This window comes from Exiguobacterium sp. RM11, from assembly GCF_059821525.1.
The window spans coordinates 1,579,932-1,603,324 of record NZ_CM187558.1; the positions used below are offsets into that span (position 1 = coordinate 1,579,932).

Here is a 23,393-nt window from a genome sequence, read left to right on the forward strand (position 1 = left end):
TTTCCATCCTTTCGCTTATCGAGCGCGCTTCGTAATGAAGTCTTCTACTCGATCGAGCGCTTCTAATACGCGTTTTAATTCTGTTGCATATGATAATCGTACGTAGTCTTCCTGTCCAAAACCAGAGCCTGGAACAAGTGCCACGTTTGCCTCTTCAAGTACTGCCTCGCACCAAGCATCGACTTTGTCGTATCCACTCTCAGTCGCGGCAACTTTCGCATTGGCATATAAGTAAAATGCACCTTGTGGCTTCAAGCAAGTGATTCCTGGAATTTGTTCGAGACGGTTGTAAACGATGTTGAGTCGCTCTTCAAACGACTGACGCATCATCTCTACATCATCCTGTGGTCCATTGTATGCCTCAACCGCTGCTGCCTGAGCGACAGATGTCGGGTTTGATGTGGAGTGAGACGCTAAGTTTGTCATCGCGCTGATGATTGTCGCATCGCCCACGGCATATCCGATACGCCACCCTGTCATCGCATGAGATTTTGAGACACCGTTGATGATGATCGTACGTTCACGCATATTCGGTAATGTCGCAATCGATACGAATGTTGCGTCACCGTAAATCAACTTCTCATAAATTTCATCGCTCACGACGAGAAGATTATGTCGAAGAACGACATCAGCGAGTGCCTGTAACTCTTCTTTCGTGTAAATCATTCCTGTCGGGTTTGAAGGACTGTTCAATATGACTGCCTTCGTACGATCTGTAATTGCACGTTCGAGCAGTTCAGGTGTCAATTTGAAGGATGTGTCTTCATTTGTATCGACATATACAGGTTCACCGTCAGCGAGTTTGATTTGTTCTGGATAACTGACCCAGTAAGGTGTCGGGACGATGACTTCGTCACCTTCATCTAAAATCGCTTGGAACAATGCGTAAAGCGCATGCTTTGCACCCGAAGCGACCATGACTTCATTGCGCTCATACGTCAGCTGGCTGTCCCGCTTCGTTTTTTCAATGATGGCGTCCTTCAACGCGACCGTTCCGCCCGAAGGTGTATATTTCGTATCGCCATCACGAGCCGCTTGACAAGCAGCATCGATGATTCGTTCCGGTGTATTGAAATCAGGCTCACCTGCGCCGAGTCCAATGACATCTTTGCCCGAAGCCTTGAGCGCCTTTGCTTTCGCTGTAATCGCTAATGTTGTCGACGGCGTGAGTTGTTTCACTCGTTTCGCTAATAGATGTTCCATCATTATCCCCCTCTAATTCTTCACATTTGATCGGTCAATTGGACGCGTCGAATAAACTCTCCAGTCTGTAACGTGTAATACGAATACGTATAAGATGCGTCTGCCTTTGTGACCACTTCGACTAGCGCTCTCTCGTCGAATCCGTACTTACAACTGATGAGTTGTCCGCCTGTATCTTGGACAGAACGAGCGCAGACATCATTCGCATTCACTTCACCGATTTCACGTTGTTCAATCTCGAGCTCTTCATCGAGTGGAACGAACCAAATCGAGTCTCCGTCCGCTTCCGGAAATACGACGTATGCCTCTGTCCCATTGAATAGCTCTCCTTGCCCCACTTGAACGTCTGGCGATTCCTCGTTCAATCGAATCAAGGCTTCCTCAATGAGTTGCTCTTTTTGATTTTCTGTGTGTCCGATCGTGAATCGATACATCACGCTAAAGACAAGGACGACACCGAGCAGTGCCGCCAGTAACGAGACGATCCATTTTGTTTTTCTGGTCATTCTGTACGATAGATGGTGAAGACCATCTCTTCCTTCTTCGGATCATTCACTTTCTTCTCAAGTGAAAGGCCGAACATCAAATCTTGACTTTTTAACGTCCGATTCAATAAATCGACAATCTTATAAACGTCCGCCGTCGGTTCGATGCGCACACTCGCAAGCGTCTCAATATTCGAATTCATGTTGACTCCTCCTCCAAAACCTATACGTATCATTATAAAACGATAACATCATGATGCCTAGCGTTATCTATCATTTCTTGTCACAGAGTTTTCCTTTTCATCTAAGAACAATTCTAACTCGGATAAGGATGTCTCTAGCGTCCCTTCAATCCGGTCCACCTTCGGTAAGCTATTGATGAATTGTTTCCCGTAACGAGTTGTCTCGACACGGCGATCGAACACAAAAATCGCACCATAATCCGATTTTGATCGAATCAATCGACCGACACCTTGTTTGAAACGAATGACTGCTTGAGGAAGCGAAAGCTCGAAGAATGGGGATTTCCCCATCGATTCAATTTTTTCCGAACGGGCTTGCATGATTGGTTGATCGGGCGGCGCGAACGGCAGACGCACAATGACGAGGCATGTCAACGCCTCACCTGGAATATCGACACCTTCCCAAAAGCTGGCTGTCCCGAATAAAATCGACTGTTCCATCCGCTTGAACTGTTTCGTCAATCGGCTTCGCGATCCTCCACTGACCCCTTGAGCAAGTAGCGTATAAGAAGGGTCGAGATGATCTTTTACTTGTTCGTAAGTGAGACGTAACAATTCATTCGAGGTGAAGAGGACGAGCATTCGCCCTTTTGTGACGTTTGCAATTTGAACAATCGATTGAGCGGTCTGATCAACGAACTGAGGAAGCGGCACATCATTGATCAATGGGAAGTCTGACGGAACAAACAGTTTTGCCTGTTCTTTAAAGTTGAACGGCGAAGGCAATACGACTCGTCTGACCGGTTCTCCTTCAAGTCCGAGTCGTCGTTCCATAAAACTAAATTTGCCCGAGACCGTCATCGTCGCCGACGTCAAAATCGTCGGTCTCTTCTTAAATAATCGTTCGTGCAGCAACGGACCGATTTCAACCGGTTGCGTGTAGACCGATGTCAACTTACGGTTGCCTAAATTCAACTCGACCCAACTGACCGCATCATCATTACGTGTCAGCATCGTCTCATAAATGACACTTTCGAGCTCACGGACGTCGCTAATCAATGTTTTCAAATCACTCAAAAGCGCGCGTTGTTTGAACGTCATGTGCTCTTTACGCTCATCGAGCAGTCGATGGAGATGTCTGAGTGACGTCCGTAGTGTACGTAACTTGTCCTCTAATCGATTCGCCACTTCACGAATCGGTCTGAATGATGCGCCTTCTCGCTCGAATCGAACGGTTTGCCGGGGTTCTTTTTTCTTTCCTAGCGACTGTAGTGCCGTCAAGAGGTCTTCGAGCTCTTCTTCGACCCGTGCGAGCGCAGAATCAATCTGTTGACTGAACGCTTCTGCCTCTTCTGTCACAGACGTCAAATCGGCTAGCTGAATGATCCGAGAATGAAACTTCCCGTCCGCACCGTATCCGAACCATTTGAACAACCGATCAAATTGGATGGCGTCAAATGTCACACCGAAATGGTGAGAGGCCACTTCTTCGACTTGATGTGCCTCGTCTAAGACGAGTGGAGTATCGGTCGGTAAGATGCCTGCCTGATGTTGCAAATCAGAGAATAAGAGTGCGTGATTCGTCACAATCAAATCTGCTTCTTTCGAACGGAGGACGGCTTTTGTGAAAAAGTCTCGGCTATACCAAGGGTCGAACCGTCCGAATTCACTTGAAGCATCAGCTTGAATCAACCGTTTAAAAGAAGCCGGACCTTGCATCGCAGATCCTGGGAATGAGAGTTCCTCTAAATCCCCCGTCTCAGTCTCGGTTAACCAGACGAGTACCATCGCCTTACACATCGAAACTAACAATCCATCATTCGACTCATCGAGTACCATCTCGAATTTTCGTAAATCAATATAGTTCCGTCTTCCTTTTAACAAGGTGAATTCAATTTCCGGAAAAATTTGTCGAAGTACCGGCAAATCCCGGTTCAGGAGCTGTTCCTGTAATTGAATCGTATGCGTACTGATGACGACAGGGCGCTTCGTTTCGAGTGCATGATGGGCACTCGGGATTAAGTACGCCAACGTCTTCCCGGTTCCCGTCCCCGCTTCGACTAACAACGTTTCCTCGTCGTCTAACGCTTTATAGACGTGACGCATCATTTCAAATTGACTTTGTCTCGGCTCAAATTGATCAAAGATTGACGGAAGCGTTTCTTCGATCGTGTGAAGGAGAAACGGTTCAAAGGGTTCTCGTTCTTCTGCCGGAACGAACGTATCGCTTGGACGGTGTAACGCAATCTTTCGATGAATATCAAAACGCGTTTCGTCGTCTGGTCGAATCCCAACCTCGAGGATGATTTCATCGAGCAACGGCTCGACGTGACTCGTCCACGATTCAGACAAATCGCGAAGTCGTTTCAATGTCACGACAGGTAAATCGCGCAAGCGCTCGAGCATTCGGATAAAAAGCTCGGCCGTTGCTTCCGCATCACTGAGTGCGCGGTGTGCGTCTGTATGTACGAGGTCGAATGTCTCAGATAACGCTTCTAGGGCATGACTCTCAAGTGTCGGGTAGAGGATGCGAGCGAGTTCAACCGTATCAATGGCCCTCCCCTGAAACGAAAGATAGCCCGCTTGTTCAAGGCTCTCGTTTAAAAAAGTTAAATCAAATGCGACGTTATGCGCGACAAATACCCGTCCATCTAGCATTTTCCAAATGTCGGGAATCACTTCTTCAAATGTTGGTGCATCACTTACGTCATCATCGCTAATCGTTGTTAATTGCGTAATAAAAGGTGGGATTGGTCGACCCGGTCGAATCAAGGTGCTGTAGCGCTCGATCACTTCACCATCTTGTACAACGACCGCCGCAAACTCAATCAGTTCATCACCGGACTTTACGGAATGACCCGTTGTCTCTATATCCACAATCACATACGTGTCCATAACATCCATCCCATCTTAGGCACGCTCGTGCTTTCTGTCTGTCTCATCTTACCATAGAACGAACGACGAAAAAACGAGGATGCCTTTGTCGACATCCCCGAATGTTTTATAAAATCGTGTGAGCGATTTCTTCGTAAAGAAGTTGATCGACCTCGTTTTGCTCGTTCAATACGGCTACTTTTGGACGATGTGTTTTCGCTTCTTCTGCAGTCATTTGACCGTACGCCATGATGATGACAACATCACCAACCTGGAAATGACGTGCTGCCGCACCGTTTAAACAAATCACACCAGAACCACGTTCGCCTTTGATGACGTACGTCTCGATTCGAGCGCCATTGTGGTTGTTCGTGATGTGCACATGTTCATTTTCCATGATGCCTACTGCATCCATCAAGTCCTCATCGATTGTAATCGAACCGACGTAGTGTAAGTTTGCTTCTGTCACCGTTGCTTTATGAAGCTTCGCGTGCATAAATGTACGAATCATTGGATTCATCCCTTCTTCCAAATCACATTATCAATCAATCGGGCTCGCTCAAACTGAACGGCCACTGCTATCAATATTTCCTCCGAATCGCTTGAAGCGTCAGCAAGCGTCGGATAGTCAACGAGTTCGACATAATCGATCTGACTGTTCGGAATCTCGTGTAATCGTTCGGTCAGTCGTTGCTTCACTTCTTCAAGATCATGACCTGCCTCAAGTGTTTCTCTCGCTGTCGTCAAAGCTTTAAAGATTTGACTCGCTTCTTCTTTTTCAACGTCTGACAAATATACGTTCCGAGAAGATTTGGCTAGTCCTGTCTCCTCACGAATAATCGGGCAGCGTCGAATCTCGACCGGGACAAAATAGTCTCGGACGTACCCTTCGATGAGTGCCACTTGCTGGGCATCTTTCAGACCGAAGTAAGCACGTGTCGGTTGAACAAGGTTAAATAATTTCGAGACGATTGTCAACACACCATCAAAATGGCCGGGACGACTCGCCCCACATAATACATCCGCCCCTTGGCGCACAGTGACACGAGCCATATCAAGCGGGTACATCGTCTCCGTCGTCGGATAGAAGAGAAGGTCGATACCGGCTTCTCTTGCCAACTTTTCATCTCGTTCGAAGTCACGAGGATATCGGTCGAGGTCTTCGTTCGGACCGAACTGAGTCGGATTGACGAAAATACTCATGACAACGACGTCATTCTCACGTCGTGCATTCTCGATAAGACTCATGTGCCCTTCATGTAAATATCCCATCGTTGGTACAAAACCAATCGTTTGATCCGTTGGCAACGTGTGACGTAACTCTTCAACTGTTGATACGATTTTCATCATTTTCCTCCGTACAGCGAGTCAAGCAATGACTCATCCATTGTGAACGTATGACGTTCAAGCGGGAATTGTCCAGCTTTCGTCTCTTCCACATAAGAGCGGATGGCATCTGTCGCCACTTCATTCACGTCGGCATATGCCTGAACGAATTTCGGTAAGCGGTCCACGCCATATTTTAATACGTCATGGTAGACGAGTACTTGTCCGTCGACTTCTGCCCCGGCACCGATACCGATGACTGGAATCGTCAACTCTTCTGCGATTCGTTTCGCCAACTGATGCGGTACACACTCAAGGACGAGCATCTTCGCACCGGCACGTTCGGCAGCCAAGCTATCTTGAAGCAGTGTCTCTGCCGCCTCAAGGGATTTCCCTTGTACTTTATACCCTTCTAGTACACCGACCGATTGCGGGGTCAACCCTAGATGGGCAACACAAGGCATTCCTACTTGAGTGAGTCGTTCAATCGTCTGAAGAACTTCACCTGCACCTTCTAGTTTGATCGCATCCGCATGTCCTTCTTGGAAGAGACGGGACGCAGCCTGAAGTGTTCGGTCAAAATTACCATGGTATGTCGCAAATGGCATATCCACCACGACGAATGTGTTTTTCGCTCCACGGCGAACAGCCTTCGAATGGTGAAGCATATCTTCTGTCGTCACCGGGATTGTCGAGTCATACCCGAGGACGACCATCCCAAGAGAATCGCCGACCAAAATCAAATCGACCCCAGCCGCTTCGGCAAGTTTGGCTGACGGGTAATCATACGCCGTCAACATGACGAGCTTTTCTTGCTCGTTCATCTTTTTCAATAATGAAGTCATCGTGTGCATCTGTTTCTCCTCCTAAACGTGGAGACAGGAAAGAATAAACGCCTTCTTACACGGTTGGCAAGAAGGCGCACGAAAAACAATTTCATGGTTTTCATGAGTAGTGTCCTTCTGTCCCTGTCAAAATGATCAAGGCAGACAACTGATTGTGACAGTCTGCAAGCGCGGTACACTTCAATAACTGATAGCGTCCGACACATTAAGTATAGTCGATGGTCTCGCTTTCATCAATCATTCCACACTGCAATCTCAGCAGAGTAGACCGGTTCAACCTTTCCTTCTTCTTCAAGGAGCAATGCGCCCTCTTTGGAAATCCCTCGCATGACCCCTGTACGAGAAGTACGAGAAGCGTTCAACGTGACTTTTTCATTCAAGTAGGCGGCATGTTGCATCCAATTGATCCGGATTGGATCAAAACCACTTTCGAGGAATCGGTCATATTCGACTTCAAGTTCAGCCAGTAGTTCAGCCAACAGTTCACTTCGACGGAATCGCTTTCCGGTCTCTAGATAAAGAGAAGTGGCCCGATGAGCTAACTCGTCTGGAATCTCCTCACCATTGACGTTCATCCCGAAACCTAGGATGACAGCCTGAATCCGATCACCCTCCGTCTGCATCTCTGTCAAAATGCCACCGATTTTCTTCCCATTCAATAATAAATCATTCGGCCACTTGATCATGACATCAAGATTTTGATGGTTGAGCGCCCGTGCGAATGCACTCGCTGCCATCAACGTCAGTTTCGATGCGTCTCGAATCGGCAAATCCGGTCTTAAGATGATGCTCGCAGCAATATTGACATGTTTTGGGTTATGCCAATGACGACCGAGTTGTCCTCGTCCGGCAGTCTGTTCTTCACTGATGACAATCGTTCCTTCCGACACATGCTGTTGCGCCAATTCATGGGCGATTCGTTGTGTCGTATCGACTTGTTCATACGCATGGACCGTCTGACCGAATCGACCTTTACGGAATGAGACAAATGCTGGTTCATCCAGACGGTCACTCTGTTCAATCAGTTGATATCCTTTACGGGGAATCGTATGGATCGCATATCCGTCTTGCTTCAACGTTTCAATGTGCTTCCAAATAGCGGTACGTGAAATATTCAATTGGCGCGCCAATTCTTGTCCGCTCCACACTTCCCCATTTTGTAATAACGTCAAGACACGCCCGCGCGTTGAAGCCATCGTCTCGCCTCCTCTTTTAATACGGTCCCGTGATTCGGAATCTCTTGTGAAATGACACGTCGTTCGAGATCAAGCAATAGATGCTTGATCGCCTCACCTGTCGCACCGAGTTCAAGCGCATCCCGTCCATTGAATTTCAGTTCTTGGCGGGACTGGATTGGGAGTGACTCCTTCAGTTCACGACTGCGGTCTGGTTCACCATTCATTTTAAAATAAGTCGAGAGAGTCGGCTCATCCGTCATATAAACCGTCATCACATCGAGTCCGGTCTCACAGAGCTGCGCAAGCACTCGAGCCTCCCGCTTGATTGCATTCGATCGTTTCCATGGCAGTAGCCATGCCTCATCTTTCGCGTGATAGAGGAAGATGGCCCATCCACTGACCGCATTCACTGGAGTGCGATCATCTTGTTGCACCCGTTGCATCAGTTCCGTCGTCACGTTCGGTAGATAGCGATGGATGCCGAGCTCGACCATCTCTGCTAACGCTTTTCGATAGGCCGGTCCCGTCAACAGTTTCTCAAACTCGATTGCGATGCGTTCCATTGCGATTTGTTCAAGCTTATGACTAAGCGAACTCGCTGCGTGACGCAATTCTTCGTGTAATGTGAAGTCGAGCTGAGACATGAAACGCAGCGCACGCATGATGCGAAGGGCATCTTCACCAAACCGCTCGAAAGGACTCCCGACCGTGCGAATGATGCGTTCATCTAGATCGTGTTGCCCTCCGAATAAATCGACGACTTGTCCGTCATGAAACGCCATCGCGTTCATTGTGAAGTCACGACGTAACATGTCCTCTTCAAGCGATACACCGAGTGCGACATGGTCCGGACGTCTTGAATCTGAATAAGATCCTTCAGACCGGAATGTCGTCACTTCGAACGGATGATGGTCGATGATGACCGTGACCGTTCCATGTTCGATACCGGTCGGGACCGATTTCGGGAACAGCGCCATCACTTCTTCCGGGAAGAGGGACGTGGCCAAATCGATATCGTCGGGCAAATTTCCAAGGACATAGTCCCGAACGGCTCCACCGACGATATACGCCTCGCCGCCATGTCGTTCAATCGTCTCGATAATCTGTTTTGCATACTCCCATTCTGTCATGATGTCACCACCTGTTCATACAAGCGTTCATATTGTGTCACGATGTCTTGTGAGGCGAATCGTTTCGATTTCACCAACCCGTTTTGTCTGAAACGCTCCTGTAACGTTGCGTCTGTCAACAGCTGTTGCATGGCCATAGCGGCTTTCATTGCATCGCCTCGTGGAACGACGAACCCGTCCTCACCGTCCGTGATCACTTCAGGTAGTCCGCCTGCGTCACTGACGACCGACGGGACTCCCGTTGCCATCGCCTCGAGTGCCACAAGTCCGAACGCCTCTTTGTCTGATAAGAGAACATGGACGTCACTAATGGAGAGCAGTGCAGCGACTTGCTCTTGTTTCCCGGCAAAGATGACTTGATCTTCAAGACCCATCTCTGTCACGAGGCGGCGCATGGCACCCATGAGCGGGCCGTCTCCGACGAGTAACAGTTTTTTATTTGGAACGTCCATCTTGTCGAACGCCTCGAGGACGAGGTCGACGCGTTTGACGGGACGGAAGTTTGAAATATGAATCACGACCCGGTCGTCTGTCGTTAAGCCGTATCGTTCCCGTAAGGTTGGGTCGAATTGTGGGGTGTATACCGATTCATCAATAAAGTTGTGAATGACTTGAATCGGCAAATTGCTAGCAATCCGCTCCTCTGTCTCCCGTTTCAAACTGTGTGAGACGGCCGTAATCGCATTAGATTGGCGCAACCCATATAAAATCGCCGGTTTCAATTCCTCATCCTCACCGAGAACGGTGATATCGGTTCCGTGTAGCGTCGAGACAATCGGCGTCTTCACACCGGCCATCTCACGCCCGAGCGCGGCACACACGGCATGTGGTACGGCATAATGTGCATGAATGACATCAAGGCCGAATGACTGGATGACACTCGCAATTTTCGCGGAGAGCGTCATATCGTACGGCGGATAGCGAAAGACCGAGTATTGGTTGATTTCGACTTGGTGGAACGTGATATTCGGATGATAGGCGTTCAAACGAAACGGCATACTGCTCGTAATGAAATGAACGTCATGTCCTCGGTCCGCAAGCTTCATGCCGAGTTCCGTCGCTAAAATACCCGAACCACCGACAGATGGATAACAAAGAATTCCGATTCGATACGTCATGTGAGCTCACCTGCCCGTTTGACGACATACGGTCGCACCCGTTTCAACCCTTCCGCATAAGCGACGCCAATCAAGCTCCCAAAATGGCGTTCACGGGCAATGACCCGTTCCACGTATGCATCGGTGAGCGGTGTTTTCACCCCATCGACTGGAGTGAACTGGCTAGCGTAACATTGGAGTGCCCGTGTCTTCACTTCAATCGTGTCACTAATATCAACGCATACATCCGGCTCGACATGTGCATTGATCATATATTGATACACACTTTCTGGTCGATATGCCGGAAGCTCCGGTAAATATTTTCGAATACCCGCGTTGAATAACGCCTCTGTCACGAGATAAGCGCATGCCGCATGGTCGGGATGGCGATCGACTTCATATGGATACAACAAGTGCGTTGGACGCTCACGTCGAATCAAGGAGACGATTGCCTCGAGCTGTTCTTCTCCCCCGTCAATTCCCCGATCTTTAAATCCGAGATTGATTCGGCGGACACCAAGCACGTCATCTGCCACACTGGCTTCCTGTTGTCTCGTTTCTACATCACCATTTGAAGAAAGTTCCGCTCTCGTCAAATCGACGTACACGACCTCAATCTTCTCTTTCGTCCATTGGGCTGTCATCCCTGCAATCCCGATCTCGATATCATCTGGATGTGCCCCGATGGCTACTACTTTCATTTACATCACCTCTTCTTTGAAAAGTATAGCCGACTCGTTTCTGAATGTCATATGTTCAGGGTAGTCAATCGAACTGTTTTTCGAGTACTCTATCTAAGGGGAGGTGAACCTGATGACGGTACAATTACCGATTCGTGTTCGAAATATTATTTTCATCTTAATAGGTTCTTTTATTTTTGCATTCGGCGTTTATCACTTCAACGTCCAAAACAACTTGGCAGAGGGTGGGTTCACCGGAATCACCTTGATTCTACGTGGTCTATTTGATATCTCGCCTTCCATCACGAACTTGGCGTTAAACATCCCACTCTTTTTCATGAGTTATAAGTTATTAGGTCGAACGACTTTCGTTTATACACTCATCGGGACGTTCTCATTTTCACTTTGGTATGCACTTATCGCTAAATATTCTACACTCGTCATCGACCTAACGGATGACATGGTGCTCGCAAGTTTGTTTGCGGGTCTCTTTATCGGAGTCGGACTCGGAATCATCTTCAACAATGGCGGAACGACGGGGGGCGTCGACATAATCGCACGACTCGTACAACGCTATATCGGCTGGTCGATCGGAAAGACGTTCCTTATCTTTGACTTCTTTGTCATCGTTCTCAGTTTGACGTATCTCGATATCCGCGAGGCGATGTATACGCTTCTCGCTGTCTATATCGGGGCACGTGTCATCGACTCGATGCAAGAAGGAACGTATGCCGGTAAGGCGGCGATGATCATCAGTGACCACCGGACTGCCATCGCCGACGGTATTCATGCGACGATGAACCGCGGCACGACAAGACTACTTGCCAAAGGTGGCTATTCGAACCGTGAACTTGAAGTGCTGTATGTCGTCGTCGGGCGAAATGAAGTGAATCGCTTGAAGACGATCGTCAAACAGATCGATCCTCATGCGTTCGTCACATTCCATCACGTCTATGAAGTGGGCGGAGAAGGCTTTACGTTCGATGAGAATCGAATGCCGCTGAAATAAGCAAAAAATCGCCTCGTTCATAGGAATGAACAGGCGATTTTTTATGGCTCGATGTTGAGCACCTCGACTTGAATCGTGCCTCCAGGCGTTTCAACTTGAATCGTTTGACCGACAGTCGCCCCCATCAAACTACGACCGAGTGGCGATGTCATCGAAATACTTCCTCGTTCTAGATCTGCTTCTGCCTCACTCACGATTCGATAGCTCTCGATCTCCTCGTCGCCTTCACGAATCACGACCCGATTCCCGAACGTCACGACTTCCGACTGTTCCGATTCGACGATTGTCACGTCAGCAAGCAGGCGTTTAAGGTCTAGAATATCCGCTTCCACCCGCTCATATTCCCGTACTGCCTCAGTATAGGTGACATCTTCTCGAAAATCACAAAATTTCCGCGCCGTACGTATACGTTCACGAGCATCCGTCCTGTCTTGCTCTAACATGGCTAGTTTATTTTTCAATTGCTCATGACCCTTCTCTGTCAGTTGCAGTTTCATCAACAACATTTCCTTTCATCACAAAATAAAAAAATCCCGCCGATTATGACGGGATTTCGTTCTACTCCTCACGTGGCATAAACACGATGAGTGCCAAACGGATGAGTTCGGCAACCGCAACGAGCGTTGCAGCCACATACGTCCATGCTGCGGCATTCAATACTTTCCGTGCGCCAGACTCTTCTGTCGCCGTCACGATGCCGTGTGACGTCAACTGAGCCATCGCTCGTTTCGACGCATCGAACTCGACTGGGAGCGTGATCAATTGGAACACAACCGCACCGAGCATCATGATGACACCGAGTTGTGCCAATCCGAGTGCACCGAACAAGAAACCACCGATTAATAATGGGAATGACAAGTTCGACGTGATATTGACGACTGGAACGAGACTATGTCGGACGCGCATCATCTTGTAGTCGGTCGCATCTTGAATGACGTGACCAATCTCGTGGGCCGCGATGGCTGCCGACGAAATCGTCGAACCTTGATACACTTCACGAGAGAGACGGACGACCTTATTGACCGGGTCATAGTGGTCGCTCATGAGTCCATCGACCATCTCGATTCGTACATTGTTGACACCGTTTTGTTTCATAATGAAATCAGCGACTTGTGCGCCAGTGACACCGCTTTGAAGCGGTTGTTTTAAAAACTGTTTGTACGTACTTTTCACTCGCATCTGAGCCCATAAGGGGATGAGCATAATCAGTGCAAGATAGAAAATATAGCCACCTAATGACATTTTCTATTTCACCTCTGCGTGTATTTGATAATTCGATTTTACATTCTTATGAACTTATTTTCAAGCGAAGGGCGTAGGACGAACGCATATCCCATAAAAAAACATAATCCCGTTAACCAAAACGAGCCGTAGCCGATCCACATAATATGTTCCGCGAGTGACGGATAGCGCGGCCATTGTCCGAGCACATAATCAACTACGTCATTATGAATTACCCAAATCAATGAACAGACAAACGAAGTAATGGTCCATTTCATAAATGGTGCGTAGATAAGTGCTTGAAGCGCCATCGCTCCATGAGAAATCATCAACATGACCGCCATTAAAATGGTGATGGTCGGTGCATCCACCGGTAACTCCCCTAAAAACATGATATTCATGATGACGGCCCAGACGCCGTATTTGATTAAGGTAATGAATGCGAGCGTCTCGAATAATGGAGAACGTTTATTCACGATCCACAACCCGAGGACGATTGTAAAGAAGAGGGATGCTGTCGGGCTGTCCGGGACGAACGGCCAATATACGTATGGTGTGTCACGAAGTTGAGGCTCATACCAAATATAACCGTAAATCGTACCGCCTAAGTTGATGACAAATAATAACGTCAGTACGATTCGATTCATTAAGAAAGTGTTTAAAAACGTCGGGTTCATGTTCTCAATCCTTTTTTCTTCAGTTTATCGCAATACGAATACATAAGTAAAAAAGTGTAGCCTGGTTTCTCAGGCTACACTTCATGGCTTACTCGTTATTTTCGCCGCCTTCACCATATGAAGCGATGAATTCAGATAGTACTTGTAAATCTTCAGGCGAGCCGTCCCACTGACCAGCAGGCATCGTCCCAATCCCGTTTACAGCGATATCCGCAATCTCTTCAGCTGTATACTGTGTCCCCACGAGTGCTGGAGCTGCTGCTCCACCCTCTAGGTTTTGACCGTGACAGTTCACACAAGATTGAGCTGAATAAATCTCATATCCTGGTGCAGCTGTATCAATTTCAGGACCTTCACCTGGAATTTGAAGTTCACCTTGAGCGTGAACTTGATCCCAGTGTGTCGTTTGAACAGATTCCCAAGTCAAGTAGAAGACTGAGAGAATTCCAAGCAACATGAAACTGATGGCGACTGGACGTTTCGCCGGACGACGCTCGAGACCTTGGTCAAGCCAAGGTGCGATGAGAAGTGCCGTGAACGCCAAACCTGGAATGATGACCGTACCAAGCAAGATCCAGTCTCCTGCAGCGAATTGATATTTGAGTAATTGATACAAGAACAAGAAATACCAGTCCGGTAATGGAATGTATGACGTGTTCGTTGGATCGGCGATATTTTGAAGCGGTGGTGCTTCGACGATTGTCAAAGCGATGAAGCCGATCAAGAAGACCGACCCTACCATCCACTCTTTAAGCAAGAAGTTCGGCCAAAACGCCTCTGTGCGTCCTGGGTATTCTGAATAGTCTTTTGCAATGTTTTGTTTCCGATTCGAGATTCCTACTCGAGAGTCGGTTACAAATTTCATCCCTTTACCGCGATGCATATCGTTTCTCCTCCTTTTTCTCCTCGAATCGGCTTATAGCGGTCCAGAAATACCTTGTTTACGAATCATCAAGAAGTGGGCCCCTAGTAATCCGAACAATGCAGCCGGTAAGAAGAAGACGTGGATGGCGAAGAATCGTGCGAGCGTGCTCGCCCCGACAATCTCACCACCGGCGAGAAGTGTCTTCGCAATACCACCGATGATTGGTACACTTTCAGCGATTTGAAGCGTAACTTTCGTTGCGAACAATGCTTTCATGTCCCATGGAAGCAAGTATCCTGTAAGTCCAAGCGCCAAGACGACGAAGAACAAGAGAACACCGACGACCCAGTTAAGCTCACGTGGCTTCTTATACGATCCCGTGAAGAACACGCGGAGCGTATGTAAGAATAACATGACGATGGCAACGGATGCGCCCCAGTGGTGCATCCCACGAACGATTTGTCCGTGTGCGATTTCATTTTGCAAATAGTATACCGACGCGTGCGCGTTGATGATATCTGGTACATAGTACATCGTCAAGAACATCCCAGATAGGATTTGAATGACGATTGTAAAGAACGTCAAACCGCCAAAACAATAGACAAATGCAGAGAAGTGATGAGCAGGGTTGACGTGTTCCGGTACTTCATGGTCTGCGATATCGCGCCAGAGCGGTGTGATGTCTACGCGTTCATCGACCCAATCATAAATTTTTTGTAACATCGGCTAGTTCCCCCTCTCATTACTGAGCGACTGGACTACCTAAATATAGGAAGCCGTCTTTTTCTTCTTTTTCATAACGTGCAAGTGGCGCTGTTGGTGGTGTACCCGGGATGTTCGTTCCATCTTTTTCGTAACGTCCTAAGTGACACGGACAGAAGAATTCTTGTGGACGAGTCGGATCACCCGCAAAAGCTACCTGACAGCCGAGGTGTGTACAAATCGGAGAGAGTGCGATGATTTCGCCACTTTCTGTTTTGTATACCCATGCCGAAAGCGTTTCTTCAAATTCGTACCAAGCATCTTGTGTTTGTTTCTTAAAGTCGACACGTTGCGGCTCAGTCGTGATGTCATCAAGACTCATTACTTTTACTTTGTCGCCTGCTCCAGATTTCTTCAAAACCGGATCGATCGCAAAGTTGACCATCGGACTGATCAATGTTGCCGCCATAAAGCCACCTACTCCAGTCAGTGTGTACGTTAAGAACTGACGGCGCGTGACTTTTGACCCATTTTGAGCCATTTCGTTCCCCCCTCATTCGTGTGCATAACCCCATAATTCTTTATGCATTCTTCACAAAAATTTCTCACTCAACAAAATAGTATATCAATAAAACCTCTACGTCAACCGCTTCATGTCGCCATCCAACGGCTCGAAAGTTCCGTGATAACTTGTGTCGCAAAATTTTGAACCATCGTGTGCGCCTGATCGCTCGACATCGCTCCTAGCGCAAGCGGTGGTACGAACAACATCGGCAAATCATATGGCTTGAAACGGACGTCTGACGCAATAAATAAAACGTGAGAAAAACCGGATGATTCCGCTTTTACCACCACATCTTTCACCAGTTCAACACCAGCTTCCACATCGGTGTAACTGATTGTTGGGCTGAGCATCGTCCGACCAGATAATTGTCGTTCTGTCTCAACCGTGACGGCATGAATGACTTCATAGCTTTCGGCTTTACGAACCATATCCTCACCAAACGCCAATTCTGCGAGCGGAACGATGAGCGTATCGACGTATTGTCGTTCGGCAATCGAGCGCAGTGCCCCTTGACTATCGAACCTCATCTTTTCCCTCCTCTCCAACTTATCTCATCATGTCTATTGTATCGTACATGACTTCGTTCACGTTTCAAACTTATGAACGAACTGTGAAATAATTGTGTATTCCTACGTTATTAATATACCAAAAAACAAGCGCCAACCGGAACGGAAGCGCTTGTTTTTTTCAAAATAATTTAGATTCCCTTACTTGGTGGAGTTGACTCGTCAAATTGCGGAATAAGTTTTCGTCCCGACGGTCGAGCGCTTTATCGATTTCAATCAATAATCGCTCTTCTTCAAATTGGGCAACGGAAGCCTGAATGACCGTTTGGGCAGAAGAAGACACTTCATCTTTCACTTCCGCAACCGGTTCGAACGGATTTTGCTCCACGATGTCAATCCAATTCTCATCAATCATCATGCCTTGAAAATTCAATTCTACATAAATTGGCCCATCGTGCAGACGGATGTCATGATACGCCTTTTCAGGATTCGTAGTCACAAGGTCTCCCCGTCGATATCGAAACGGTTCACCGTCAAATCCATACGCCGTCATCACAAGACTTCGTGGCGAGACCGAGGCGTTTGTTACGAAATGAACGTTGCCAAGCTTATCCGGATGTCTCAACCAGTAGTCAAGAATCCATTTCGCTTCACGTTTCCGAAGTGTATGATGAGCGACGAATCGCTTCAAAAAATTCCGTTTCCGCTCGACCATCTGACCTCATTCCCTTCCCTTTATCATTCTACGTCATCAGACAATTGTTCGAGCTGGTCTTCAAGCACTTGGCGATCTTCGAGGTCGACCACCAGTGCAAGCGATTGCTCGACCACACGGCGTGCGTCTTGTCTACGACCTTCCTCTATCAACAGTGTAGCCCATTCTGTCACAAATGACACGTCCTCTTTCATCATCGGCTCAATCGAGGCATACAAACTGACAGCTTCGTCATAGTCCTCTAGCTCATATTTCGCCTTCGCCTTATACCAAGTCATGAGCGGGGATGTCGTATGATCTTCGAGTGCATCAATTGTTTCGAGGACGTCATCGATTTCTCCTGCTTCGAATAAAATCGATAAGATTAATTCTGTCGCTTGTAGCGATTCCGGATTCAAGACGAGTGCTTCTCGAAGCTCTTTAACGGCACCATCGCGATTACCGAGCTTGAGGAGCAATTTTGCTTTCACGTGACGAAGTTCGTCATTATAGTCGTCGCGCGTGATTCCTTGACCGACGATTTCAAGCGCTTCTTCCGTCTGCCCATTCGCGTCCAGTGCTTCGGTGTAAGGAAGATAGAGCGAGGTAAAGTCCGGGTCCATCGCCTGAAGCTCTTTAAACTGCTTGATGGCAACTTCCTCTCGACCGATTCGATGTGCTGTCATCGCATGTCCGAAGACGGTATTTAAATTACGATGTGTTGCTTTTTCATACTCGTCGAGCGCTTCTTCGAACGACCCAACCATTGTGAGTGCTTCCGCATAGTCAGCTTGGTAATCGATTTCGGACGGCAAATTCATTTTAGGTAATCGTGCATAGAGCGGGATGGCCTGCTCGAACGACCCCGTCGAAGCGTACAATTCCGCCAACCCGTAAATGAGTAACGGTTCGTCCGGATTCTTTTCAAGAGCTTCCATCAATTTTTTCACAGCTACCTCGTCGAGCCCCTGAGATTGATACAAATCAGCTAATAAGACGAGACTTCTCACTTGCGTCTCCGCGTCATCTGACTTGACCTTCTCTAAAACAGCAATCGCCTCTTCTTCACGGTCACTGTCTAAATATGCCTCTGCAAGTGAAAGGGCGACGTTTGGGTCACCTTCGTAATCCACGTACAATTTTGAAAGGACTTCTGTCGCTCGGTCGGCAAGACCAAGCTCTAAATACAAATCAGCAATCGCTAAGCGATCATCATCCGACCCGTCTTTCTCAAGTTCTTCTATATGTGCAAGAGCATGTTCAGTCTCTCCTGATTCAAGCATCTCGATAATATGTGTTAATGCTGCTTCATCTAGCATGTTTCGTCCTCCTGGCCTTCGGTTTGTCGTTATTCTATCTCACGTTGAATCTGTTGTAAATCTTGACGGAAGCCGGGATAGCTGACATCGGACGCATCAATGCCTTCAATCTGAATCGTTTCATCCGTGACGAGTGTAGCGACTTGTAACATCATCGACAGACGATGGTCACCATGAGCCGAGACGTTTCCGCCATGAAGACGACTCGGTTTTACGATAAATCCATCCTCTTTTCCAACGATGTCCACCCCCAATTTTCGCAACTCCGAGACGACCACATCAATCCGGTCCGTCTCCTTCACTCTCAGTTCTGCTGCGTCTTTCACGATTGACGGAGAATTTGCCTGTGAAGCGACGAGTGCGAATAACGGCAACTCATCGATTTGTGACGGAATCAGATCCCCTTCTACGACCGTGCCAGACAGTTCACTTGTCGTCACCGTGACGTCACCGACCAATTCCTCCCCGATGGTTCGTTCATTGGAGATGATGACGTGTGCCCCCATCCGTTCGAGCGTCCGCAAAAATCCGATTCGCGTCTCATTCAAACAGACGTCCGTCGTCGTAACGGAGCTATTCGGCACGATGGCCGCCCCTGCCCAGAAGAAGGCAGCCGACGAAGGGTCTGCCGGTACATCGACCGTCGCGCCACTTAGTCGAGAAGGTTCGACACGAATGATTCGTTCCCCTTTTTCCGCATCAACAGTGAGCTGCGCCCCAAAGAGCGGCAACATTCGCTCGGTATGGTCTCTAGACAATATCGGCTCACGAACAATCGTCGTCCCTTCCGCACGTAACCCGGCAAGGAGGACAGCCGATTTCACTTGGGCGCTCGCTACCGGTAACGTATAGTCGATGGATTGTAGCGTTTTTCCTTCAATCACGATTGGCGCCAGATCACCTTTCACGTCCGCTCCCATTTCACGGAGTGGTGCGTTGACACGTCGCATCGGACGTTTTGACAATGACTCATCTCCCACGAGTTCAAATGACCCATCATACCCCGATAAGAGTCCAATCAACAAGCGCATCGTCGTCCCTGAGTTCCCGCAGTCTAATCGTGCCGAACGCGGTGACTCGATCCCCGTGATGAGGAGTTCGTCTTGTTTTTCAATCACTTCTGCTCCGAGTGATCGAATGATGTCGAGCGTAGAGCGACAATCGGCACCGAGTAGTGGATGCACGACGCGCGTCGTCCCAGTCGCCATCATGCCGAATAAAAGCGCACGATGAGTGATCGACTTATCACTCGGCACACGGATTGAACCGTTTAAACTCATCATTCCCACCATCCTTTCATCTGTTCAAATGTATGTTCAAGGTGCTCGAGCGGCACAGATTCAACGACAATCGTGTCACGGAGCAAGACGAACCGAATTTCGCCGTGACGATTCTTTTTATCCCGAACCATTTTTTCGACATATTGCTCGAACGGTTTCCAGTCAATCGGTGTGACATCGTTCAGACGAATCCAATCAAACAATCGTTTCGCCCGTGTCTCGTCTCCCGATAGTAAAAAGGCAAACACCATCCCATGTAACACCGCTTCTCCGTGAGGGATACGGTACGCTTCGACGGACTCAAGCGCATGACCGAACGTATGCCCGAAGTTCAGCCAAGCGCGAATACCTTGCTCTTGCTCATCTTTCTCGACAACTGCTCGTTTCACTTCAATGCCGCGTGCGAGCCATGTGACCCAATCCAATTCCTGATGTTCAGAAAGAGCGGAAAACAAGTCGTCCTCGAAAGAGGATTCGAGGACGTAACGTGATAAATACGCATGTTTCAATAGTTCACCGAGACCGCTCCGAACTTCTTGGATCGGCAAGGTATGAAGTCGAGAAACATTATAATAGACACCAATCGGTTGATAGAATGAGCCGATCGCATTTTTCGCAAGCGGATGATTGACGGCGACTTTACCACCGACAGCCGAATCGTGTGCTAAAATCGTTGTCGGGACTTGTATGTAAGGAACACCACGCATGTAGACACTCGCTAAAAAACCAGCCAAATCACCGATCATCCCGCCACCGAAAGCGACAATCAGAGTATGACGGTCGCATCCGTGTCTCAATCCTTCTGTGACGAGATGTTCGAGTTGCGATAACGACTTCGACGCATCACCCGCCTTGACGACAGATGAGACGACGCATGGGTGAACTTGCTCCAACTTTGCAAGGAACGATTCCCCGTAAAGCGCATCGACCCGTTCATCCGTGACGACCCAGAGCATCGGGTAACGTGACCAATCATTTGTTTCCATCCAGCGGTCTTGATCGTCGACGACAACCTGATACGGGGTCGATGCCGCGATTGGAATGGTCACCATACTCGTAACTCCTCTCGATACTCATTGATTCGGTGTTTTATTCGGTCCATCGTATCATGACCGAACGTCTCACATACTTCCTTCGCCATTTCAAACGCAATGACCGCCTCGACGACGAGTGATGCTGCAGGGACAGCACACGAATCGCTCCGTTCGATTTGAGCGAGGAATGCCTCTTTCGTATCAATATCGACTGATTGAAGAGGCTTATAAAGTGTCGGGATTGGTTTCATGACGGCTGAACAGATAATCGGCATACCCGTTGTCATCCCGCCCTCAAAACCACCGAGATGATTACTGAGTCGGGTATATCCTTCGTCTCCATATGCAATCGGGTCCATCACTTCAGAACCGGGACGGTATGCCATTTCAAAACCATCTCCAAACTCCACGCCTTTAAATGCGTTGACACTCAACACCGCCTGCGCAATTTTCGCATCCAATTTTCGGTCATACTGCACATATGAACCTAGACCTGGTACGACACCGTGCACTTCCGTACAGACGATGCCGCCAATCGAGTCTCCATTTGCCTTGGCTTCATCGATGCGACGCATCATCCGCTCAGCAGCTGCTTCGTCAAGCGTCCGAACGGGTGAGGCGTCAATCACTTCTTTTGCTTCTTGGAGCGATTCAAATGTACGTATCTTTGCCCGTTCTCCACCAATCACTTTGACGTAACTGAAGAGCGACACCCCAACTTGTTGAAGCAATTGTTTACAAAAGGCACCGACCGCGACGCGTGCCGCCGTCTCCCTTGCGCTCGAACGTTCCAAAACATCCCGCAAATCGCGATGGTCATACTTCATCCCACCGACCAAGTCGGCATGCCCTGGTCTCGGTCGCGAGACTCGGCGCTTGATTTCGACATCATCTTCGATTGGCTCGGCTTGCATGACGTGTTTCCAATGGGTGTGGTCTTTATTCTCAATCCAGAATGTGATTGGTGCGCCCGTCGTTTTACCGTGACGTATACCAGAACGAACATCTACTTGATCTGACTCGATTTGCATGCGACGCCCTCGTCCATATCCCGACTGACGTTTTTTCAACTCTAGGTTAATTTGATTTAAATCTATAGCGAGACCGGCAGGGGCACCTTCAATAATGACCGTCAGTCCCGGACCGTGTGATTCACCAGCTGTCAAATAGCGCATCTGTTCACCTCATCCATCTATTTTTTCGTAAAAGAAGCTTTGTTTCATCGCATATCCATAACGCTTAGGCTGGAAGATTTGTTCAGTTCCTCCGACAAACAAGATTCCTCCTGGTCGAAGGGCACGTTGAAACGATGTATATACTTTTTCTTTCGCTTCTTCCGTAAAGTAAATCAATACGTTTCGACAGACAATCAAATCAAAGTTCCGTTCATACACATCCGCTAATAAGTTGTGTTTTTTAAACGTCACGAGTTGTTTAATCTCATCCGAAATGAAATAGTCGTCTCCACGACGCGTAAAGTAGCGGCTTTTAAACTCGTCTGGCAAGTCGATGAGTGCACGTTCGTGATACTTCCCTTGTTTCGCCTTTTCGATGACGAGATCATCTAAATCAGTGGCCATAATGGAAAATTGAGAAGGTGCCAGATGTTTAGACAACAGCATGGCGAGCGAATAAGGTTCTTCTCCAGTCGAGCACGCTGCACTCCACACGCGGAGCTTTCCTTGACTCGAACGAATCAAGTGAGGCAGGATATCTTCTTCTAGCTGCTGCCAACGGATCGGATTGCGATAAAACTCACTTACGTTAATCGTCATTCGGTCAAGGAACTCCTCATAGAGCTGTCGATCTGTCTCCATCGCCTTTAAATATTCAAGAAACGACGCATATCCCTTCTTTTCGCGTAAGGCGACCATCCGACGCTTCATTTGCGCCTCTTTATATAAATTCAAGTCAATTCCAGACTTGATATAGAACTTTTTTACGAAGATGGCATAATCATTCATCACCAATTTCAACCTCAATTCTTTCTCATTTCCTCTTTCTTCTGACCACAGGCTTTTAGAAGGGAATCAAAAAAGGACAGGTTTCCCCGTCCCTTCGAAAAGTCATGAAACGTGTGAGGCAACTCCTGCGAACCAAAGTGCCAATTCGCGTTCTGCGCTGTCCACACTATCAGAACCATGAATTACGTTTTGTGACATCGTCGATGCAAAATCACCACGAATCGTTCCAGGTTGTGCATCGATCGGTTTTGTCTTCCCGATCATGAGACGAGAGACAGCTACGATGTCTTCCCCTTCCCATTCCATCGCGACGACCGGACCAGAAGTCAAAAACTCTACCAATTCACCAAAGAACGGCTTTTCCTTATGCTCTGCATAGTGTGCCTCTGCGACCTCAACTGACGGTGTCACCATTTCGAGACGGTTCAATGTATATCCTTTGTTTTCAAAACGTGAGATGATTTCCCCAATCAATCCACGTTTTACCCCATCCGGTTTAACCATTAAAAATGTCTTTTCCATTCCCCAAATCCCCCTAAGTCAATAAATGTGTACGT

At 48.0% G+C, this 23,393-nt stretch carries 26 protein-coding genes; 1 reads left to right on the plus strand and 25 read right to left on the minus strand.

Translation table 11 applies throughout. From position 1 onward, the window contains the following. Nucleotides 1-15: 15 nt before the first annotated feature. From AC5LIL_RS08265 to bshB1, 11 genes are all read right to left on the minus strand, one after another. On the minus strand, nucleotides 16-1,203 hold the full coding sequence (locus tag AC5LIL_RS08265; protein ID WP_499823848.1) for a pyridoxal phosphate-dependent aminotransferase: 1,188 nt from the start codon (nucleotides 1,201-1,203) through the stop codon (nucleotides 16-18). Between the two features lie 20 nt (nucleotides 1,204-1,223). Next, the gene (locus AC5LIL_RS08270) at nucleotides 1,224-1,709 is read right to left on the minus strand and encodes a hypothetical protein (protein WP_499823849.1); all 486 of its coding nucleotides are present in this window, start codon (nucleotides 1,707-1,709) and stop codon (nucleotides 1,224-1,226) included. Further along, the gene (locus AC5LIL_RS08275) at nucleotides 1,706-1,891 is read right to left on the minus strand and encodes a YpmA family protein (protein ID WP_015881492.1); all 186 of its coding nucleotides are present in this window, start codon (nucleotides 1,889-1,891) and stop codon (nucleotides 1,706-1,708) included. The genes AC5LIL_RS08270 and AC5LIL_RS08275 overlap by 4 nt, the downstream gene beginning before the upstream one ends. Nucleotides 1,892-1,954: 63 nt before the next feature. Next, nucleotides 1,955-4,765: an ATP-dependent DNA helicase DinG gene (dinG, locus tag AC5LIL_RS08280; protein ID WP_499823850.1), complete on the minus strand. Its 2,811-nt coding sequence runs from the start codon at nucleotides 4,763-4,765 to the stop codon at nucleotides 1,955-1,957. 106 nt (nucleotides 4,766-4,871) lie between these two features. Beyond that, the gene (gene panD, locus AC5LIL_RS08285) at nucleotides 4,872-5,255 is read right to left on the minus strand and encodes an aspartate 1-decarboxylase (RefSeq protein WP_015881490.1); all 384 of its coding nucleotides are present in this window, start codon (nucleotides 5,253-5,255) and stop codon (nucleotides 4,872-4,874) included. A 5-nt stretch (nucleotides 5,256-5,260) separates the two neighbouring features. Next, a complete protein-coding gene (gene panC / locus AC5LIL_RS08290; RefSeq protein WP_499823851.1) occupies nucleotides 5,261-6,091 on the minus strand; it encodes a pantoate--beta-alanine ligase in 831 nt (276 codons plus the stop codon). Beyond that, a complete protein-coding gene (panB, locus tag AC5LIL_RS08295; protein WP_499823852.1) occupies nucleotides 6,091-6,924 on the minus strand; it encodes a 3-methyl-2-oxobutanoate hydroxymethyltransferase in 834 nt (277 codons plus the stop codon). The genes panC and panB overlap by 1 nt, the downstream gene beginning before the upstream one ends. A gap of 224 nt (nucleotides 6,925-7,148) precedes the next feature. Next, the gene (locus AC5LIL_RS08300; RefSeq protein WP_499823853.1) at nucleotides 7,149-8,111 is read right to left on the minus strand and encodes a biotin--[acetyl-CoA-carboxylase] ligase; all 963 of its coding nucleotides are present in this window, start codon (nucleotides 8,109-8,111) and stop codon (nucleotides 7,149-7,151) included. Next, on the minus strand, nucleotides 8,084-9,223 hold the full coding sequence (locus AC5LIL_RS08305; RefSeq protein ID WP_499823854.1) for a CCA tRNA nucleotidyltransferase: 1,140 nt from the start codon (nucleotides 9,221-9,223) through the stop codon (nucleotides 8,084-8,086). The genes AC5LIL_RS08300 and AC5LIL_RS08305 overlap by 28 nt, the downstream gene beginning before the upstream one ends. Continuing rightward, nucleotides 9,220-10,341, minus strand: a complete 1,122-nt coding sequence (gene bshA, locus AC5LIL_RS08310; RefSeq protein ID WP_499823855.1) for an N-acetyl-alpha-D-glucosaminyl L-malate synthase BshA — start codon at nucleotides 10,339-10,341, stop codon at nucleotides 9,220-9,222. Before bshA ends, AC5LIL_RS08305 begins: the two co-directional genes overlap by 4 nt. Then, the gene (gene bshB1, locus AC5LIL_RS08315) at nucleotides 10,338-11,021 is read right to left on the minus strand and encodes a bacillithiol biosynthesis deacetylase BshB1 (RefSeq protein ID WP_499823856.1); all 684 of its coding nucleotides are present in this window, start codon (nucleotides 11,019-11,021) and stop codon (nucleotides 10,338-10,340) included. The genes bshA and bshB1 overlap by 4 nt, the downstream gene beginning before the upstream one ends. 112 nt (nucleotides 11,022-11,133) lie before the next feature. Between bshB1 and AC5LIL_RS08320 the strand changes: the two genes are divergently transcribed. Next, nucleotides 11,134-12,009, plus strand: coding sequence for a YitT family protein (locus AC5LIL_RS08320; RefSeq protein ID WP_074034617.1), 876 nt, complete (start codon nucleotides 11,134-11,136; stop codon nucleotides 12,007-12,009). A gap of 41 nt (nucleotides 12,010-12,050) precedes the next feature. Here AC5LIL_RS08320 and AC5LIL_RS08325 read toward each other — a convergent pair whose 3' ends face one another. The 14 genes from AC5LIL_RS08325 to ndk form a co-directional block, all read right to left on the minus strand. After that, nucleotides 12,051-12,506, minus strand: coding sequence for a GreA/GreB family elongation factor (locus AC5LIL_RS08325; RefSeq protein WP_499823857.1), 456 nt, complete (start codon nucleotides 12,504-12,506; stop codon nucleotides 12,051-12,053). Nucleotides 12,507-12,567: 61 nt separating this feature from the next. Further along, complete coding sequence (locus AC5LIL_RS08330) at nucleotides 12,568-13,251, minus strand: zinc metallopeptidase (RefSeq protein ID WP_074034619.1); 684 nt, start codon at nucleotides 13,249-13,251, stop codon at nucleotides 12,568-12,570. 38 nt (nucleotides 13,252-13,289) lie between these two features. Further along, nucleotides 13,290-13,907: a DUF1405 domain-containing protein gene (locus AC5LIL_RS08335; protein ID WP_499823858.1), complete on the minus strand. Its 618-nt coding sequence runs from the start codon at nucleotides 13,905-13,907 to the stop codon at nucleotides 13,290-13,292. Nucleotides 13,908-13,995: 88 nt separating this feature from the next. After that, nucleotides 13,996-14,790, minus strand: a complete 795-nt coding sequence (locus AC5LIL_RS08340; protein WP_074034621.1) for a menaquinol-cytochrome c reductase cytochrome b/c subunit — start codon at nucleotides 14,788-14,790, stop codon at nucleotides 13,996-13,998. Between the two features lie 33 nt (nucleotides 14,791-14,823). Then, entirely contained in the window at nucleotides 14,824-15,495 is a 672-nt protein-coding gene (gene qcrB, locus AC5LIL_RS08345) for a menaquinol-cytochrome c reductase cytochrome b subunit (RefSeq protein ID WP_214881436.1), read from the minus strand. 19 nt (nucleotides 15,496-15,514) lie between these two features. Then, a complete protein-coding gene (locus AC5LIL_RS08350) occupies nucleotides 15,515-16,015 on the minus strand; it encodes a QcrA and Rieske domain-containing protein (RefSeq protein WP_074034622.1) in 501 nt (166 codons plus the stop codon). Nucleotides 16,016-16,125: 110 nt separating this feature from the next. Further along, nucleotides 16,126-16,566 (minus strand): DUF2487 family protein, encoded by a 441-nt coding sequence (locus tag AC5LIL_RS08355; protein ID WP_499823859.1) that lies wholly within the window; start codon nucleotides 16,564-16,566, stop codon nucleotides 16,126-16,128. A gap of 160 nt (nucleotides 16,567-16,726) precedes the next feature. Next, nucleotides 16,727-17,260 carry a ReoY family proteolytic degradation factor gene (locus AC5LIL_RS08360; protein ID WP_499823860.1) on the minus strand — a complete coding sequence of 178 codons (534 nt, stop codon included), beginning with the start codon at nucleotides 17,258-17,260 and terminating at the stop codon, nucleotides 16,727-16,729. 23 nt (nucleotides 17,261-17,283) lie between these two features. After that, nucleotides 17,284-18,558: a tetratricopeptide repeat protein gene (locus tag AC5LIL_RS08365; protein WP_499823861.1), complete on the minus strand. Its 1,275-nt coding sequence runs from the start codon at nucleotides 18,556-18,558 to the stop codon at nucleotides 17,284-17,286. A gap of 29 nt (nucleotides 18,559-18,587) precedes the next feature. Next, nucleotides 18,588-19,838 (minus strand): 3-phosphoshikimate 1-carboxyvinyltransferase, encoded by a 1,251-nt coding sequence (aroA, locus tag AC5LIL_RS08370; RefSeq protein ID WP_499823862.1) that lies wholly within the window; start codon nucleotides 19,836-19,838, stop codon nucleotides 18,588-18,590. Then, complete coding sequence (locus AC5LIL_RS08375) at nucleotides 19,838-20,890, minus strand: 3-dehydroquinate synthase (protein WP_499823863.1); 1,053 nt, start codon at nucleotides 20,888-20,890, stop codon at nucleotides 19,838-19,840. The genes aroA and AC5LIL_RS08375 overlap by 1 nt, the downstream gene beginning before the upstream one ends. After that, on the minus strand, nucleotides 20,884-22,047 hold the full coding sequence (gene aroC / locus AC5LIL_RS08380) for a chorismate synthase (protein ID WP_499823864.1): 1,164 nt from the start codon (nucleotides 22,045-22,047) through the stop codon (nucleotides 20,884-20,886). The genes AC5LIL_RS08375 and aroC overlap by 7 nt, the downstream gene beginning before the upstream one ends. 9 nt (nucleotides 22,048-22,056) lie before the next feature. Further along, complete coding sequence (locus AC5LIL_RS08385; RefSeq protein WP_074034629.1) at nucleotides 22,057-22,836, minus strand: CheR family methyltransferase; 780 nt, start codon at nucleotides 22,834-22,836, stop codon at nucleotides 22,057-22,059. Nucleotides 22,837-22,938: 102 nt separating this feature from the next. After that, nucleotides 22,939-23,358 carry a nucleoside-diphosphate kinase gene (gene ndk / locus AC5LIL_RS08390; protein ID WP_074034630.1) on the minus strand — a complete coding sequence of 140 codons (420 nt, stop codon included), beginning with the start codon at nucleotides 23,356-23,358 and terminating at the stop codon, nucleotides 22,939-22,941. Between the last annotated feature and the right edge of the window lie 35 nt (nucleotides 23,359-23,393).